Source organism: Streptomyces sp. AA1529 (genome assembly GCF_000280905.1).
In the GTDB taxonomy this organism is placed as follows: Bacteria; Actinomycetota; Actinomycetes; order Streptomycetales; family Streptomycetaceae; genus Streptomyces.
The window spans coordinates 88,833-105,999 of sequence record NZ_ALAP01000019.1; the positions used below are offsets into that span (position 1 = coordinate 88,833).

The following is a 17,167-nucleotide window of genomic DNA, read 5'->3' on the forward strand; positions in this document are numbered from 1 at the left end:
GTGTGGATGACGAATGTCATCGGAGGGCGGCGGAGGCCGGTGCCGCGACTTGGAGGCGAAGAGGCGAAGAGGCGAAGAGGCGGGGAATCGCGTGCACCGGGAAATACGAGGAACGGCCCCGGTCCAGGGACCGGGGCCGTTCCTCTCCGAAGTGAGCGGACGACGAGGCTCGAACTCGCGACCTCAACCTTGGCAAGGTTGCGCTCTACCAACTGAGCTACGTCCGCATTGCCCCCACCCGGCTTTCACCGAGTGGTGCGACCAATACTCTACCTGATCGTTTCCGACCGAAGGTCCGTACTGGAGAGCGGGTGACAGGAATCGCACACTGCGCCTCCCTCTTGGAAAGAGGGCGCTCTACTACTGAGCTACACCCGCACGCTTGCTTGAGGTCTTCCCTCGGGGGGCTTCCCTCGCGGCGTGCCTTGACTCTAGCCGATCACCCGGGGTCCCTGGCAAGTCGAGCCCCGAACCGGCCCGTTCCGGCCCGTCACGCCCATGGCGGACACTCCGGACCGCCTCCCCGCTCCTCGGGTGATCGGTGGCGCGGGCAGGGGCGCCGCGGGGTGCCGCCGGGCGGGGGAGGGCCGGTGCGAGCGGAGCGGTCGGGGCGGGTCGACGGCTCAGCTCGCGGCGCGGAACGCCTCGTAGACCTTCTTCGGGATGCGCCCGCGCGCGGGGACGTCGAACCCGTTGGACTCCGCCCAGGCCCGCACGGCGCGCGGGTCGGGGTCGATCGACGTCCGGCGGTAGGTCTTGCCGGACCGCGCCCGCTTGCGGCCGGCCTCCACGAAGGGGGCCAGCTCGGTGCGCAGCTGCTTCGCGTTCTCGGCGTTGAGATCGATCTCGTACGTCTTGCCGTCGAGGCCGAAGGAGACCGTCTCCGCGGCTTCTCCGCCGTCGATGTCGTCGGAGAGCATGACCACTACGCGCTGTGCCACGGGATATCGGTCCTTCCTGCAGGATCACGAAAGGGGATCACCCGGCATTGCGGCTTCCTCGGCAAGCCCCCCGCCGATCGGCGGGTACGCAGGGCGAACCCGAGTAGGAGACGGGTTCATATTGAACTGTGTGCGACGCTTCGGCACCGGAGTGCAAAGGGCGCACAAAGATTGCGGCCCACGGAATTAGTTCCGCTTCCGGCCGCAATCGGGACCCTACTTTTTTCCCGCCGTTTTTCCCAGTGCTTCGCGAAGTCCCGGTGCGGCAGCCCAGCATATCAACGCGCGTAGATTCTGGCGCCGGGTACGCTGGCCAGCGCAGCGCCCCGCTAAGCACTAGGAGTACCTGTGGCTCGCGTCGTCGTCGACGTCATGCTGAAGCCGGAGATCCTCGACCCCCAGGGACAGGCGGTGCAGCGCGCACTGCCCCGGCTGGGTTTCGAGGGCATCTCCGATGTCCGCCAGGGCAAGCGCTTCGAACTCGAAGTGGAGGGCCCCGTCGACGCGGCCGCCCTCGCCCGCATACACGAACTCGCCGAGACGTTTCTCGCCAACACCGTGATCGAGGACTTCACCGTCCGCGTCCAGGACGCGGACGGCAGCGAGCGCCCGGCCGGTGACGGGGACCCGCACGGCGGGAACCCCGGAAACGCGACCTCCGAAGGAGCAGTGGCGTGACCACCCGTATCGGCGTCGTCACTTTCCCGGGCTCCCTCGACGACAGCGACGCGCGCCGCGCCGTGCGTATCGCCGGCGCGGAACCCGTCGCCCTCTGGCACCGCGACGGGGACCTGCGCCGGCAGCAGGTGGACGCGGTCGTGCTGCCGGGCGGATTCTCCTACGGCGACTATCTGCGGTGCGGCGCAATTGCCCGCTTCTCCCCCATCATGGAGGCGGTTGTCGAACAGGCGAAGGCCGGAATGCCGGTACTCGGCATCTGCAACGGTTTCCAGGTCCTGTGCGAAACCCATCTCCTCCCGGGTGCGCTGACGCGCAATGATCATCTGCACTTCGTCTGCCGGGACCAGCGGCTCCGCGTCGAGAACGCGGGGACCGTGTGGACCGCGGACTACGCCGACGGCCAGGAGATCGTCGTTCCGCTGAAGAACGGCGAGGGCGGTTACGTCGCCGACGAGCGCACCCTGGACGAGCTGGAGGGCGAGGGCCGGGTCGTCGTCCGCTACCTCGGCGGCAACCCCAACGGTTCGCGCCGGGACATCGCCGGAATCACCAACGGGGCCGGGAACGTGGTCGGCCTCATGCCGCATCCGGAGCACGCCGTCGAGGCCCTCACCGGGCCGACGACCGACGGGCTCGGATTCTTCACCTCGGCCCTGAAGAAGCTGGTCGCCTCATGAGCTCCCACCCCCTCGACACCGTCAAGCACGCCGAACACACCCCCGACACCGCGCTCCCGTGGGCGGAACTCGGCCTCAAGCAGGACGAGTACGACCGCGTCCGGGAGATCCTCGGCCGCCGTCCCACCGGTGCCGAGCTGGCCATGTACTCCGTGATGTGGTCCGAGCACTGCTCCTACAAGAGCAGCAAGGTGCATCTGCGGCAGTTCGGCGAGAAGGCCCCGACCGAGGGCCCGGGCGCCGAGGCGATGCTCGTCGGCATCGGCGAGCAGGCCGGTGTGGTGGACGTCGGCCAGGGCTACGCGGTCACCTTCAAGGTCGAGTCGCACAACCACCCCTCGTACGTCGAGCCGTACCAGGGCGCGGCCACCGGCATCGGCGGCATCGTCCGCGACATCATCGCCATGGGCGCCCGCCCGGTCGCGGTGATGGACCCGCTGCGGTTCGGTGCCGCCGAGCACCCCGACACCAAGCGGGTGCTGCCGGGGGTCGTCGCCGGGATCGGCGGCTACGGCAACTGCCTCGGCCTGCCCAACATCGGCGGCGAGGTCGTCTTCGACCCCTGCTACCAGGGGAACCCGCTGGTCAACGCCTTGTGCGTGGGGGTGATGAAGCACGAGGACATCCACCTGGCCAAGGCCGCCGGCACCGGCAACAAAGTCGTCCTCTACGGCGCGCGGACCGGCGGCGACGGCATCGGCGGCGCCTCCATCCTCGCCTCCGAGACCTTCGACGCGGAGAAGCCCAGCAAGCGCCCCGCCGTGCAGGTCGGCGACCCCTTCCAGGAGAAGCTGCTCATCGAGTGCACCCTGGAGGCGTTCCACGCCGACCTGGTCGTCGGCATCCAGGACCTGGGCGCGGCGGGGCTCTCCTGCGCCACCAGCGAGCTGGCCTCCAACGGCTCCGGCGGTATGCAGGTGGAGCTCGACACCGTGCCGCTGCGCGACTCCTCGCTCTCCCCCGAGGAGATCCTGATGTCGGAGTCCCAGGAGAGGATGTGCGCGGTCGTCGAGCCCGAGAAGGTCGACCGCTTCCTGGAGATCTGCGAGAAGTGGGAGGTCACCGCGACCGTCGTGGGCGAGGTGACCGACGGCGACCGGCTGGAGATCTTCTGGCACGGCGAGAAGATCGTCGATGTCGACCCGCGCACGGTCGCGCACGAGGGCCCCGTCTACGAGCGCCCCTACGCACGCCCCGAGTGGCAGGACACGCTGCAGGCCGACGACCCGGCCGGGCTGCCCCGGCCGGCGGACGGCGCGGAGCTGCGGGCCGCCGCGCTCGCCCTGGTCGGCTCCCCGAACCAGGCCGCGAAGTCCTGGATCACCGACCAGTACGACCGCTACGTCCTCGGCGACACCGTGCTGGCGCAGCCCGAGGACAGCGGCATGATCCGGATCGACGCGGAGACGGGTCTGGGCGTCGCCGTCGCCACCGACGGCAACGGCCGGTACGCCAAGCTCGACCCCTACGAGGGCGCGCGGCTGGCGCTCGCCGAGTCGTACCGCAACGTCGCCGCCACCGGCGCCCGCCCGCTGGCGGTCACCGACTGCCTCAACTTCGGCTCCCCCGAGGACCCGGCCGCGATGTGGCAGTTCGCCGAGGCCTGCCGCGGGCTCGCCGACGCCTGCCGGGAGCTGGGCACCCCGGTCACCGGCGGCAACGTCTCGCTGTACAACCAGACCGGCGAGGCCGCCATCCACCCGACGCCGGTGGTCGGCGTGCTGGGCGTCATCGACGACGTCGCCCGGCGCACCCCGATGGCGTTCCGCGACGAGGGTCACCTGGTCTACCTGCTCGGCGACACGCACGAGGAGTTCGGCGGTTCGGCCTGGTCCCAGGTCGCGCACGGCCATCTGGGCGGCCGCCCGCCGCGGGCGGACCTGGAGCGGGAGCGGCTGCTGGCGGAGATCCTGATCTCCGCGTCCCGCGACGGCATGGTTGACGCGGCGCACGACGTCTCGGACGGCGGCGTCGTCCAGGCCCTGGCCGAGTCCTGCCTCAAGGGCGGCAAGGGTGCGCGGATCGTCGTCCCGGACGGGCTCGACCCCTTCGTCTTCCTCTTCTCGGAGTCGCAGGGCCGGGCGCTGGTGGCCGTGCCGCGCAGCGAGGAGGTCCGGTTCACCGACATGTGCGCGGCGCGCGGGCTGCCCGCCGCCCGCATCGGCGTGGTGGACGGGGAGGCGCTGGAGGTCCAGGGCCAGTTCTCGCTGCCGCTGGCGGAACTGCGGCGGCACCACGAGGCCACGATCCCGGAGCTGTTCGGCTGACCGGTCCCGCACCCGGACCGACGGGTCCCGCACCCGGACCGACGGGTCCGGGACCCGCTGCGGCCGGTCCCGGACCCGACCCGCGCCCTCCCGCCCGTCCGCAGGGCGGGAGGGCGCGGCAGCGCGCGGCCCGCTAATCTCACGCGTATGCCGCCCGCCCGACGCACCACCCCGAACGGAAGAGACCGGCGCACCTACGACCCGACCCGCGTCCGCACGGCGCTCATCCACCAGGTCGAGTCCGTGGCCGACGCCGCGCACCGCCTCGCACCGGACCAGCACGCCCTCCCCTCCGGGCTGCCCGGCTGGGATGTGCACCACCTGCTCGTCCACATCGCCCGGCAGATCGACTCGGTGCCCCGCCTGCTGGGCAGGCCGGGGACGGAGGTCTCCGGCCAGGCCCCGCAGGTCACCCTGTCCCGGTGGGCTCTCGCGGCGGCGACCCGCGCCGAGGTGCTGGACGAGGAGACCCGGGCGGAGGCGGCGGCCTCGCCCGACGGCCCGCAGCGCATCGACCGGGCCGTCGCCGATCTGGAGCCGGTCCTGGAGTCCTGCGTGCGCGAGGACCTGCTGGTCCCGCACGCCTTCGGCACGATGCGGATGCTCGACTACACCGTGACCCGGCTGGTGGAGCTGGTGGTGCACAGCGACGACCTGGCCCGGGCCACCGGGCTGCGGATCGCGCTGGACCGGCAGGCGACGGCGGCCGCGGTCCGGCTGCTCGCGGACGCGCTGGCGGCCAAGGCGCCGGGCGCCTCGGTGGAGGTGCGGATCCCGCCGTTCGCCGTCGTCCAGGCCGTCGAGGGCCCCCGGCACACCCGTGGCACCCCGCCGAACGTCGTCGAGACGGATCCGCTGACCTGGCTCCGGCTGGCCACCGGCCGGGTCGCCTGGGCCGAGGCGCTGGCCGGCCCGCAGCTGACCGCGAGCGGTGCGCGCGCCGATCTGGCGCCGGTGCTGCCGGTACTGGGCTGAAGGTCACAGGTCCCGGGTTCGGCGCAGCGGGCGGCTGGCCGTAGACTCGAAGCGTGCCACGTGGTGACGGAAAGCTCAGCCACGACCTCCTCCCCGGTGAGAAGGGCCCTCAGGACGCATGCGGCGTCTTCGGGGTCTGGGCGCCGGGGGAAGAGGTCGCGAAGCTCACGTATTTCGGCCTGTACGCCCTGCAACACCGCGGTCAGGAGTCCGCGGGCATCGCAGTGAGCAACGGTTCCCAGATCCTGGTGTTCAAGGACATGGGCCTGGTCTCACAGGTCTTCGACGAAACCTCCCTCGGATCCCTGCGCGGCCACATCGCCGTGGGTCACGCGCGCTACTCGACAACCGGCGCCTCGGTCTGGGAAAACGCCCAGCCCACGTTCCGGGCCACCGCCCACGGCTCGATAGCTCTGGGCCACAACGGCAATCTGGTCAACACGGCGCGGCTGGCGGAGCTGGTCGCCGAGCAGGCCGATCTGCCGGGCGGCCGGGCCACCCAGGTGGCGGCCACCAACGACACCGACCTGGTCACCGCGCTGCTCGCGGGCCAGACCGACGAGGACGGCAAGCCGCTCACCGTCGAGGAGGCGGCGCCGCAGGTGCTGCCGCAGGTCAGAGGCGCGTTCTCGATGGTCTTCATGGACGAGGACACGCTCTACGCGGCCCGGGACCCGCAGGGCATCCGGCCGCTGGTGCTCGGCCGCCTGGAGCGCGGCTGGGTGGTGGCCAGCGAGACCTCGGCGCTGGACATCGTCGGCGCCAGCTTCATCCGGGAGATCGAGCCGGGCGAACTGGTCGCCATCGACGAGGACGGACTGCGCACCCAGCGGTTCGCCGAAGCAAAGCCAAAGGGCTGTGTCTTCGAGTACGTCTACCTGGCCCGCCCGGACACCGACATCGCGGGCCGGAACGTGTACCTCTCCCGGGTGGAGATGGGCCGCAAGCTCGCCGGCGAGGCCCCGGCCGACGCCGACCTGGTGATAGCAACCCCGGAGTCCGGCACCCCCGCCGCGATCGGCTACGCGGAGGCCAGCGGCATCCCCTACGGCTCCGGCCTGGTCAAGAACAGCTACGTGGGCCGTACCTTCATCCAGCCCTCGCAGACCATTCGCCAGCTCGGTATCCGCCTCAAGCTCAACCCGCTCCGGGAGGTCATCCGGGGCAAGCGGCTGGTCGTCGTGGACGACTCGATCGTCCGCGGCAACACGCAGCGCGCCCTGGTGCGGATGCTGCGCGAGGCCGGGGCGACCGAGGTGCACGTGCGGATCTCCTCGCCGCCGATCAAGTGGCCGTGCTTCTTCGGCATCGACTTCGCCACCCGCGCCGAACTGATCGCCAACGGGCTGTCGACCGACGAGATCGGCAAGTCGCTGGGGGCCGACTCGCTCTCCTACATCTCCACCGACGGGATGATCGAGGCCACGACGATCCCCAAGGACCAGCTGTGCCGGGCCTGCTTCGACGGGGAGTACCCGATGGAGCTGCCCGACCCCGGACTGCTGGGCAAGCACCTGCTCGAAGCCGAGGCGGGCTCCGACGTCGACGGCGTCGACACCCTCGCCTCGGGTGTGGGTGCCGCGGACGCGCTGAAGCGCCCCTAGCCCTGCGCGCCGTCCCCGCCCGCACCGTGCCCGCCTCGCCCGGCCGCGTCCCGCCGTCCGCTGCCCGCAGCGCCGCGGGGTGCGGGCGCGGCGGGGCACCGCGCCCGCGGCGCGGCGGTCCGCCGACGGCGCCGGTCCCGCTCCCCCTTCCGCACCCACACACGAGAGACGTACCGATGACACACAGCGAAGGCGTCAGCTATGCCGCCGCCGGCGTCGACATCGAGGCCGGCGACCGTGCCGTGACGCTCATGAAGGAGTGGGTCGCCAAGACCCGGCGCCCCGAGTCGATCGGTGCGCTCGGCGGCTTCGCGGGCCTCTTCGACGCCTCCCGGCTCAAGGGCTACACGCGCCCGCTGCTCGCCTCGGCCACCGACGGGGTCGGCACCAAGGTCGCCATCGCGCAGCGCATGGACGTGCACGACACGATCGGCCACGACCTGGTGGCGATGGTCGTGGACGACCTGGTCGTCTGCGGTGCCGAGCCGCTGTTCATGACGGACTACATCTGCGTGGGCAAGGTCGTTCCCGAGCGGGTGGCGCACCTCGTCAAGGGGATCGCCGAGGGCTGCGTGCTGGCGGGCTGCTCGCTGGTGGGCGGCGAGACGGCGGAGCACCCGGGGCTGCTGGGACCGGACGAGTACGACGTGGCGGGTGCGGGCACCGGCGTGGTGGAGGCCGACGCGCTGCTGGGGCCCGATCGCATCCGTACGGGGGACGTGGTGGTCGCCATGGCCTCCTCCGGGCTTCACTCGAACGGGTACTCGCTGGTGCGGCACGTGGTCTTCGACCGCGCCGGATGGGAGCTGGACCGACAGGTGCCGGAGTTCGGCCGGACCCTGGGCGAGGAGCTGCTGGAGCCGACGAAGATCTATTCGCTGGACTGCCTGGAGCTGACCCGGACCACCGAGGTGCACGCGTTCTCGCACATCACCGGGGGCGGACTGGCCAGCAACCTGGCGCGGGTCGTGCCCGAGGGGCTGCACGCCTCCGTGGACCGCTCGACCTGGACCCCCGGCGCGGTGTTCGACGTGGTCGCCGGAGCCGGCGGGGTGGCGCGGGCGGAACTGGAGAAGACCCTGAACATGGGCGTCGGCATGGTCGCCGTCGTGCCCGGCGCTTCGGTGGACAGCACCCTGGCGACGCTGGCCGACCGGGGCGTGGACGCCTGGGTGGCGGGAGAGATCACCGAACGCGGGGACCGCACGGAAGCGGTCACCCTCACGGGTGACTATGCGCGCTGAGCGCTCTCCGGCAGGCACGGTGTGGCCTCCGGCGTCGGCCGCGGCAGCCTCGCCGGGGCCCCGCGGGGGGTACGGCGGTGCCGTGTCACCGGGCGGCAGCGCACGCCAGAACCCGGCCCGGCGGTTGCCGGACCGGGTCAGTACGGGCGAACGTCAGGCGCCGCGGCGCTTCGACCGGGGGTCCGACGACCCGGGCGCACCCGCGTCGTCGGCCTCCTCTTCGTCGTACAGATCCACGTACTGTGCGTACGGGTCGTCCTGCTCATCGTCCTCGAAGCGTTCGCCGTTCGGCGACTCGTTCGATGTCGATGCGCCCAGCTCCTCGGCCAGGCGCGATAGGTCTGTCCCGCCAGTGTTGTACTTCAGCTGGCGGGCGACCTTCGTCTGCTTGGCCTTGGCCCGGCCGCGCCCCATGGCTCGACCCCCTCAACGACGGGGCTCGACGGCCCCAGAGTCTTGACACGCGTTCATGTTTCATAGCGGCCTCTCGAGCGAGAGACCGGTACTCAGGGCTTCAACGGTACCTGCTTCCGCCGCCGTACGGTACGTCGCCCGCATGACGCGGCCGCCGTCCGACGCGCCCGTCGACCCTTCTCGTGCTGGTCAGTGGCGATTTTACCTTCCTGTAGCGGAGGGACCCGCCGCGGGGTGGTGAGACCACTGTCACGGTGGCTCCCGCCGCTGTCCACCGGCCCTCTTCCCGGGTGCGTCAGCGGCCCATGCGCTGCTCGGCGAGCCGGTCCGCGGCGACCACCGGGGGGACGCCGTCGGCCTCCGCCCGCTCGAAGATGGCCGTCGTCGTCGCGCGGATCTTCTCCGCCTTTGCCTTCGCACGTGCGAAATCAAAGCCGTGGAGCTCGTCCGCCACCTGGATCACCCCGCCGGCGTTGACCACGTAGTCGGGCGCGTAGAGGATGCCGCGCTCGGCCAGGTCCTTCTCCACGCCGGGGTGCGCGAGCTGGTTGTTGGCGGCGCCGCAGACGGCCGCGGCGGTGAGCACCGGCACCGTCTCCTCGTCCAGCGCGCCGCCCAGGGCGCACGGCGCGTACAGGTCCAGCCCCTCGGTGCGGATCAGCGCGTCGGTGTCCGCCGCGGCCGACACCGGGGCACCGGGGTGCGCGGCCAGCACCGTGCGCACCGACTCCTCGCGGACGTCCGTGACCACCACCCGGGCCCCGTCCTCCAGCAGATGCCCCACCAGGTGCTTGCCGACCTTGCCGACCCCCGCGACGCCGACCAGCCGGCCGCGCAGCGTGGGCGCGCCCCACAGCTGCTGCGCGCAGGCCCGCATGCCCTGGAAGACGCCGAAGGCGGTGAGCACGGAGGAGTCGCCGGCCCCGCCGTTCTCCGGCGAGCGGCCGGTCGTCCAGCGGCACTCCCGGGCCACGACGTCCATGTCCTGCACATAGGTGCCGACGTCGCAGGCGGTGACATAGCGTCCGCCGAGGGAGGCGACGAAGCGGCCGTACGCACGCAGCAGGGCCTCGGTCTTGATCTGCTCGGGATCGCCGATGATCACCGCCTTGCCGCCGCCGTGGTCGAGACCGGCCAGCGCGTTCTTGTAGGACATACCGCGCGCGAGGTTCAGCGCGTCGAGCACCGCGGCCTGCTCGGGGTCGGCCGAGCCCGGGTAGGCGTGGAAGCGGGTGCCGCCCAGCGCCGGGCCGAGTGCGGTGGAGTGCAGCGCGATGACGGCCTGCAGGCCGCTGGGCCGGTCCTGGCAGAGCACGACCTGCTCGTGTCCGCCCTGTTCGGAGCGGAAGAGCGTGCTGATCACCGGATCCCCGGCGGGGGCTCCGGCGGGAACGCTTGCAGAAGGTGATACCTCGATCACGGTAGTGACTCCTGGAATCGCGTGGTAGCCCTCGGCGGACGCGCCGCTTGTGGCAGTCGTAGCCCGCGGAGGGCCGGTCGGGATGCAGCGTACGACCTGCGCGTCACGGGCACGTTGCGGTCCCACGATCGGGGTAGTCAACTGTCTCCCAGGCTCGCTCATGAGACCGGCATGTGGAGGCGTGGAGCTTGGAGGCAATGCGTGGCTGAGAATGCGTCCGTCGTCGTCCCGTACGCGGCGTACCTGCGGGTCTACGAACCGCTGGCGGCCTTCCCCGAGCCGGAGCGCTCGCACTGGATCGCGTATGCGAAACAGCGGCGCCGCCCGACCGCGCAGGACGAAATCCGCCGCGCCCTGGCCGATTTGATCCCGGTGCCGCCCGTGGCGGTGCCGGTCGGCGAGAGCGCCGAGGCGTTCGTGACGGAGGTGGACGGCGTCACGTGCGTCTGCCCCTGGCGCACCCGGCTGCGGAGCTGGCAGGCCCTGGCGGCCCTCACCCAGGCCGCCGAGGACCGGGAGATCGACCTGCCGCAGTCGGTGCTGGACGCCGCGCTGCCGCCCGTGGTGCGGCGGCAGGCCGTGGCCGACTACGAGCAGTGGCGGGAGCGCAACCCTGATGCGCGGCCCTGGATCCGTACCGCGCTGTGGCATGTGCCGGTGCGCTGGTTCGTTCTCTTCGAGGACGAAGAAAGGGAGTTTGCGAAGCCGGAATCCGGTCAGGAGAGCGGACAGCAGTTCGTTTTCCGTTATCGCACGCCCATGGTCCAGGCGAGGCGCCGCCTCGCCCGCGGTCTGAAGGTGCTCCGCGAGGAACTGGAGGAGGGACCGCTCGTCGAGGGACTGATCGACGTGGGCCGCTGGCTGGAGGAGTTCCACCCGCGCTCGCTGGTCGAGCTGGACTACGGCGGGCTGGCCCACGCCATCCCCGAGGAGCAGTTGGCGGGTGACCGCTCCGCCGCCGATGTCGCGGAGGGCCTCGCGGCTCTCCGCGCCGGCGACGGTGAGCGTGCCGGTGCGGCCTACGAGCGGCTGACAGCGCGCTGGAGGGCGGTTCGCCAGCTCCAGTACGCGAGCTGAGGTGCGCCCCCTCCGGGCGCCCGGGGCCGTTTTCGGGGCCCGGGCGCCGGGGGAGCGGCGACCGCCCGGAACGGGCTCCGTGGGAGGAGTGGGACCTACGTCCCGAACCGGGTGATTGCCTCAAGCGTGACGGATTGCACTTAAACGGGTCTTGCTCTCAGAGCTACCCCTCGTGTCAAAATAGGACAAGGAGTCCGCACGGGGCTCCTTCCGTCCAACTAAGGGCGGATAGATCGGTATTGCGCTCCTTGATGGGTCTGATGCCCCTTGCTCCCTGTTGTGACTGATCGTCACAGGGGGGTGACTGTCCGCTATGGGACGGTCCATCGGCTTCCGTCGAGGTTGAACACCTGAGAGGGCAATTCCATCGGTTTGGCCGACGTGGCTGGACAGATGGTGTAGTTGTAGTGCCGAGGACAAGCCGTTCGTCCTATAACCGACTCGGCTCGCGTCCGCCATATCGGGCAACGCGGGTCAAGGTGCAGAATTTAGAGGAAAGAACCGTGATGGTTCGGTTCTCCCGAGGAGGCCGCTCATGACCGCTCGCACCCCTGATACCGAGCCGCTGCTGACCCCGGCTGAGGTTGCCACGATGTTCCGCGTGGACCCCAAGACGGTCACGCGCTGGGCAAAGGCGGGCAAGCTCACGTCCATCCGCACGCTCGGAGGGCACCGCCGCTACCGCGAAGCGGAGGTTCGCGCTCTGCTCGCGGGTATCCCGCAGCAGCGCAGCGAAGCCTGATCAGGGTTCCTGAGCAGGCGCAACAGCACCACACAGGGGCGAATTCCGGGGCCCCACCCCACATTCCGCCCCCTGCGCACCACGCGGCCGAACCGCTGCCCCAACAGCGGCTCTCCGTTGATCGCGCTGGACTCCGCCGGGTCCAGCGCGATCTTTTTGTGTCCGTGAACCGGTGCCCCGGACCGCTGTGCCGGGGGCTGTTCGAGGAGCGCTCCGGGGGCCGGCGGGCTGCGCCGTCCTGCGCTTCGACGGGTGCCCCTGAGCGGATGTGCGCGCGGCTGTGCGGTCCGTTTCGCGCCTGGTGCAATTGCACATATTAAATTGAGGCGGTCTGAGGGGTGCTCAGGTTCCCGAGCACTACGGCCAATCCGGGTGACACCCGTCACATCGGGCAAGTGTTGTGGTGATCACTCTCGGTGCGGTATTGCATCAACGGCGGTGCCTCATCCGTCACTTGCGTTTCCGGTCGGCCTTCCCGGGGTCCGCCATCGCCAGCCGCAGCAGCCGGTGGCAGAGCGGGCAGTGCCGGGTCGCATGACGCCGCCGCCCCGCGGCCGCGAGATGGGCCCGCAGGAGTGCCCGCGCTTCCTGCCGCGCTCCGTGCGCGGATTCCTCGATCACGGGTCACCTCCTCCTGTGCCAGGACTACCCCCCGGCCCCGGGCCCGTCAAACATCGACGGAGGATTCGGGACGGCCGGCCCCGGCGCGGGCAAGGCTCCGGCCCCGGCGCCGGCAGGACCCCGGACGGGCGGAACTTCCGGGTGCGGCTTCCGGGGCGGGCGAGGACGCGCGGCGGAGCCGGTGAACACGAAAGAGCCCGGCAGTCGCCGACTGCCGGGCTCTCGAATCGATGCGGTCCTGACGGGATTTGAACCCGCGGCCTCCACCTTGACAGGGTGGCGAGCACTCCAAACTGCTCCACAGGACCTCGCGAGATGGAACTCTACAGCAGGTCAGGTGCCGGGAGCGAACTCACCCTGGGTGGCGCTGTGAGCACCTGCGGTGAGCCGCGCCGTCACGGGGCCGCGGCGTCCACCGCCTTCACGATCCGCTTGTCGGAGACCGGGTACGCCGTGCCCAGCGCATGGGCGAAGTAGCTGACCCGCAGCTCCTCGATCATCCACCGGATCTCCCGCGCCGCCTGCGGCACCGCACGCCCCGGAGGGAACTGCTCCAGCAGCCAGAGGTATTCGTCCCGCATCTCGTGCACCTTGGCCATCCGCGTCCGGTCCCGGTCGACATGGTGCGGGAGCTGCTGGAGGCGCCGGTCGGCGGCGACGAGGTAGCGCATCAGATGCGGCAGCCGGGCCGCACCGTGCTCGGCCACGAACCCCGGCTTGATCAGCTCCCCGAGCTGCTGCCGGACGTCCGCGACGGAGTCGGCCAGCACCGGGCTGGTCGTCGCGCGCAGCCGGCCCTCGCACGAGTGCCAGGCCGCCAGCACCTCCTGCACCTGCTGCACCGTGCGCAGCGTCGCGTCCACCACGTCCGTACGGACGGCGTCGAACAGCTTGCGGAAGGACTCCTCGTCCCAGGCCGGCCCGCCGTGCGCCGCCACCAGCCGGTCGACCGTGGCCGCCACACAGTCCTCGAACAGCGCCTGCACACTCCCGTGCGGCGACCGGGACAGGGCCAGCTTCTGCTGATTGCCCAGCTTCGACTGCGCGAACTTCGCCGGGTCGGAGGGCAGGTTCAGCATCACCAGGCGCCGGGTGCCGCGCCACATCGCGGCGTGCTGCTCCGCCTCGGTGTCGTACAGCCGCACGGCAACCGAGGAGCCCTCGTCCACCAGCGCCGGGTACGCCTTCACCGGCTGGCCGGCGCGCCGGGTCTCGAAGGTGCGGGGGAGCGCACCCAGCGTCCACTGCGTCAGGCCCGTGCGCTGGAGCGCCGGTGCCTCCGCCGGTGCCCCCTCGGCGGGCGCGGCGCCGTCTTCTGCGGCCTTGCGGCCCTTCTTGTGCGCGGCCCGCGCGGACGAGTCGAACGCCCGGGAGATCGCCGTCTGCGTCTGCGACTTGAGCCGGATCTGCAGCGCCTCGACGTCCTTGCCCTCCGCGAGCGTGCGGCGCCGCTCGTCGGTGACCCGGAAGGTGACCTTCAGATGGTCGGGCACCTTGGCCGGATCGAAGTCCTGGGCCGCCAGGGGCACCCCGACCATCCGCTGCAGCTCCCGCGCCAGCGTCCACACCAGCGGCTCGGGCTGCGGCGCGGTGCGCCGCAGGAACTCCCTGGCGTGGTCGGGTGCGGGGACGTAATGCCGCCGGATCGCCTTGGGCAGCGAGCGGATCAGTTCGGTGACCAGGTCCTGGCGCAGCCCGGGGATCTGCCAGTCGAAGCCCTCGCCGGTGACCTGGTTGAGCACCTGGAGCGGTACGTGCACGGTCACCCCGTCCGCGTCCGTGCCCGGCTCGAACTGGTACGTCACCGGCAGCGCGAGGCCGCCCTGCCGCCACACGTCCGGGTAGTCGGCGGCGGAGACCTCCTCGGCCCGGTCGCTGATGAGCATCGACTTCTCGAAGTTCAGCAGATCGGGCTCTTCGCGGCGCTTCTTCTTCCACCAGGAGTCGAAGTGCGCCCCGGAGACCACGTCATCCGGCACCCGCTGGTCGTAGAAGTCGTACAGCGTCTCGTCGTCCACCAGGATGTCGCGGCGCCGGGCGCGGTGCTCCAGGTCCTCGACCTCGTCCAGCAGCTTGCGGTTGTCGTGGAAGAACTGGTGGTGGGTCCGCCAGTCGCCCTCCACCAGCGCGTTGCGCAGGAACAGGTCGCGCGAGGTCTCCGCGTCGATCCGGCCGTAGTCGACCTTCCGCTGGGCCACTACCGGTACGCCGTACAGCGTCACCCGCTCGTACGCCACCACCGACGCCTGCTTCTGCTCCCAGTGCGGCTCGCTGTAGGTGCGTTTGACCAGATGCTGCGCCAGCGGCTCGATCCACTCGGGCTCGATCCGGGCATTGACCCGCGCCCACAGCCGCGAGGTCTCCACCAGCTCGGCGGACATCACCCAGCGCGGCGGCTTCTTGAACAGCGCGGACCCGGGGAAGACGGCGAACTTGGCGCCGCGCGCCCCCAGATACTCGTTCTTGCCGGAGTCCTTCCCGCCCTCCAGCCCGCCGCCCTTCAGCCCGACGTGCGAGAGCAGACCCGCCAGCAGCGACCGGTGGACGGCGTCGGGCGCCGCCTCCTGCCCGGCACCCTGCTCCGGCCCGCGGCCCCCGGCGGACTGGACCTTCATCGTCCTGGCGACCTGGCGGAGCTGACCGTGGATGTCCTGCCACTCGCGTATCCGCAGGTAGTTGAGGAACTCCGCCTTGCACATCCGGCGGAAGGCGGAGGAGGACAGCTCGCGCTGCTGCTCGCGCACATAGCGCCACAGGTTGAGGAACGCCAGGAAGTCGCTGGTCTCGTCCTTGAACCGGGCGTGCTGCTGGTCGGCCTGCTGCTGCTTGTCCGAGGGCCGCTCCCGCGGATCCTGGATGGAGAGCGCCGCCGCGATCACCATCACTTCGTGCAGGCAGCCGTTCCGGTCGGCCTCCAGCACCATCCGGGCCAGCCGCGGGTCGACGGGCAGCTGGGACAGCTTGCGGCCCAGCTGCGTCAGCTTCCGCGTCTTCGCCTCCAGCGCGCCCAGCTCCTCCAGGAGCTGCACGCCCGCCTTGATGCTGCGGTGGTCCGGCGGATCGATGAACGGGAACTTCTCGATGTCCCCCAGCCCCGCGGCCGTCATCTGCAGAATCACCGATGCCAGGTTCGTCCGCAGGATCTCCGGGTCGGTGAACTCGGGCCGCGCGAGGAAGTCCTCCTCCGAGTAGAGCCGGATGCAGATGCCGTCCGACGTCCGGCCGGAGCGGCCCTTGCGCTGGTCGGCGCTCGCCTGGCTGACCCGCTCGATCGGCAGCCGCTGCACCTTGGTGCGGTGGCTGTAGCGCGAGATGCGGGCGGTGCCCGGATCGATCACGTACTTGATGCCCGGGACCGTCAGCGACGTCTCCGCCACGTTCGTCGCCAGCACGATCCGGCGCCCCGAGTGCTGCTGGAAGACCCGGTGCTGCTCGGCGTTGGAGAGCCGCGCGTACAGCGGCAGCACCTCGGTGCCGCCGCCGGGGCGCGGGCCCTGGCCGCGGGCGAACTTCTTCTCCAGCGCGTCCGCCGTGTCCCGGATCTCCCGCTCCCCGGAGAGGAAGACCAGGACGTCGCCGGGGCCTTCGGCGTGCAGCTCGTCCACCGCGTCGCAGATGGCCGTGACCTGGTCCCGGTCGCCGCCGCTGGTTCCGGCGGCCTCGCCGTCCTCGCCCTCGTCGCCGCTCCCCGAACCCTCCTCCAGGGGCCGGTAGCGCACCTCCACCGGATACGTCCGGCCGCTGACCTCCACGATCGGCGCGTCCCCGAAGTGCCGCGAGAACCGTTCCGGATCGATGGTGGCCGAGGTGATGATCACCTTCAGGTCCGGCCGCTTGGGCAGCAGCTGTGCCAGGTACCCCAGCAGGAAGTCGATGTTCAGAGAGCGCTCGTGCGCCTCGTCGATGATGAGCGTGTCGTACTGACGCAGCTCGCGGTCCTGCTGGATCTCCGCCAGCAGGATGCCGTCCGTCATCAGCTTCACCAGCGTGTGGTCCTGCACCTGGTCGGTGAAGCGCACCTTCCAGCCGACCGCCTCGCCGAGCTGCGAGCCCAGCTCCTCGGCCACCCGCTCGGCGACCGTGCGCGCCGCGATCCGGCGCGGCTGGGTGTGGCCGATCACCCCGCGCAGCCCGCGGCCCAGCTCCATGCAGATCTTGGGGATCTGGGTGGTCTTGCCGGAGCCCGTCTCGCCCGCGATGATCACCACTTGGTGGTCGCGGACGGTGGCGAGGATCTCGTCCTTCTTCTGGCTGACGGGGAGCTGCTCGGGATAGGTGATCGGCGGCACCGCCTCGCGGCGGGCCGCCACGCGCAGCTCGGAGGCGTCCATCGCCGCGGAGATCTCCGCGTACACGGCCGCGCGGGCCTCCCCTTTGCGGATCTTCCGGGCGCCCGCGAGTCGGCGGCCCAGCCGGTGCTGGTCGCCGAGCATCAGGTGCGGGAGGCGCTTCGACAGCTCCTGGGGGGAGGGGGCGGGGGTCTGGGTGGAAGTCGACATACCAC

The 17,167-nt window shown here is 71.1% G+C and carries 13 protein-coding genes and 3 tRNA genes; 8 read left to right on the forward strand and 8 right to left on the reverse strand.

Features of this window, described 5'->3' with window-relative positions:
* Positions 1 to 154 precede the first annotated feature (154 nt).
* The 3 genes from A949_RS0105850 to A949_RS0105860 form a co-directional block, all read right to left on the reverse strand.
* A tRNA-Gly gene (locus A949_RS0105850) sits at positions 155 to 227 on the reverse strand.
* A 79-nt stretch (positions 228 to 306) separates the two neighbouring features.
* Positions 307 to 378, reverse strand: a tRNA-Gly gene (locus tag A949_RS0105855).
* Positions 379 to 623: 245 nt separating this feature from the next.
* The gene (locus tag A949_RS0105860) at positions 624 to 941 is read right to left on the reverse strand and encodes a histone-like nucleoid-structuring protein Lsr2 (RefSeq protein WP_026004379.1); all 318 of its coding nucleotides are present in this window, start codon (positions 939 to 941) and stop codon (positions 624 to 626) included.
* 348 nt (positions 942 to 1,289) lie between these two features.
* On the opposite strand from A949_RS0105860, the gene purS reads away from it, so the two are divergent.
* From purS to purM, 6 genes are all read left to right on the forward strand, one after another.
* Entirely contained in the window at positions 1,290 to 1,619 is a 330-nt protein-coding gene (gene purS / locus A949_RS32625; RefSeq protein ID WP_019355075.1) for a phosphoribosylformylglycinamidine synthase subunit PurS, read from the forward strand.
* The gene (gene purQ / locus A949_RS32630; RefSeq protein ID WP_019355076.1) at positions 1,616 to 2,299 is read left to right on the forward strand and encodes a phosphoribosylformylglycinamidine synthase subunit PurQ; all 684 of its coding nucleotides are present in this window, start codon (positions 1,616 to 1,618) and stop codon (positions 2,297 to 2,299) included. Before purS ends, purQ begins: the two co-directional genes overlap by 4 nt.
* Complete coding sequence (gene purL / locus A949_RS0105875) at positions 2,296 to 4,566, forward strand: phosphoribosylformylglycinamidine synthase subunit PurL (RefSeq protein ID WP_019355077.1); 2,271 nt, start codon at positions 2,296 to 2,298, stop codon at positions 4,564 to 4,566. The genes purQ and purL overlap by 4 nt, the downstream gene beginning before the upstream one ends.
* A 147-nt stretch (positions 4,567 to 4,713) precedes the next feature.
* A complete protein-coding gene (locus A949_RS0105880; RefSeq protein WP_019355078.1) occupies positions 4,714 to 5,541 on the forward strand; it encodes a sterol carrier family protein in 828 nt (275 codons plus the stop codon).
* A 53-nt stretch (positions 5,542 to 5,594) separates the two neighbouring features.
* Entirely contained in the window at positions 5,595 to 7,145 is a 1,551-nt protein-coding gene (gene purF, locus A949_RS0105885; protein WP_026004380.1) for an amidophosphoribosyltransferase, read from the forward strand.
* A gap of 176 nt (positions 7,146 to 7,321) precedes the next feature.
* Positions 7,322 to 8,389, forward strand: a complete 1,068-nt coding sequence (gene purM, locus A949_RS0105890) for a phosphoribosylformylglycinamidine cyclo-ligase (protein ID WP_019355080.1) — start codon at positions 7,322 to 7,324, stop codon at positions 8,387 to 8,389.
* Between the two features lie 153 nt (positions 8,390 to 8,542).
* Here purM and A949_RS0105895 read toward each other — a convergent pair whose 3' ends face one another.
* Entirely contained in the window at positions 8,543 to 8,803 is a 261-nt protein-coding gene (locus A949_RS0105895) for a DUF3073 domain-containing protein (protein ID WP_019355081.1), read from the reverse strand.
* A 295-nt stretch (positions 8,804 to 9,098) separates the two neighbouring features.
* Complete coding sequence (locus A949_RS0105900; RefSeq protein ID WP_078534223.1) at positions 9,099 to 10,223, reverse strand: Leu/Phe/Val dehydrogenase; 1,125 nt, start codon at positions 10,221 to 10,223, stop codon at positions 9,099 to 9,101.
* Between the two features lie 201 nt (positions 10,224 to 10,424).
* Between A949_RS0105900 and A949_RS0105905 the strand changes: the two genes are divergently transcribed.
* On the forward strand, positions 10,425 to 11,300 hold the full coding sequence (locus A949_RS0105905) for a hypothetical protein (RefSeq protein WP_019355083.1): 876 nt from the start codon (positions 10,425 to 10,427) through the stop codon (positions 11,298 to 11,300).
* A 535-nt stretch (positions 11,301 to 11,835) separates the two neighbouring features.
* Positions 11,836 to 12,042 (forward strand): developmental transcriptional regulator BldC, encoded by a 207-nt coding sequence (gene bldC / locus A949_RS0105910; protein ID WP_019355084.1) that lies wholly within the window; start codon positions 11,836 to 11,838, stop codon positions 12,040 to 12,042.
* Positions 12,043 to 12,492: 450 nt separating this feature from the next.
* Here the strand turns inward: bldC and A949_RS37990 are convergent, their stop codons facing one another.
* The 3 genes from A949_RS37990 to hrpA all read right to left on the reverse strand — a co-directional run bounded on the left by A949_RS37990 (position 12,493) and on the right by hrpA (position 17,162).
* Positions 12,493 to 12,663, reverse strand: a complete 171-nt coding sequence (locus A949_RS37990) for a DUF6274 family protein (protein ID WP_019355085.1) — start codon at positions 12,661 to 12,663, stop codon at positions 12,493 to 12,495.
* Between the two features lie 233 nt (positions 12,664 to 12,896).
* Positions 12,897 to 12,971: transfer RNA gene (locus tag A949_RS0105920), tRNA-Asp, on the reverse strand.
* Between the two features lie 87 nt (positions 12,972 to 13,058).
* Entirely contained in the window at positions 13,059 to 17,162 is a 4,104-nt protein-coding gene (gene hrpA / locus A949_RS0105925) for an ATP-dependent RNA helicase HrpA (RefSeq protein ID WP_026004381.1), read from the reverse strand.
* Positions 17,163 to 17,167: the final 5 nt, after the last annotated feature.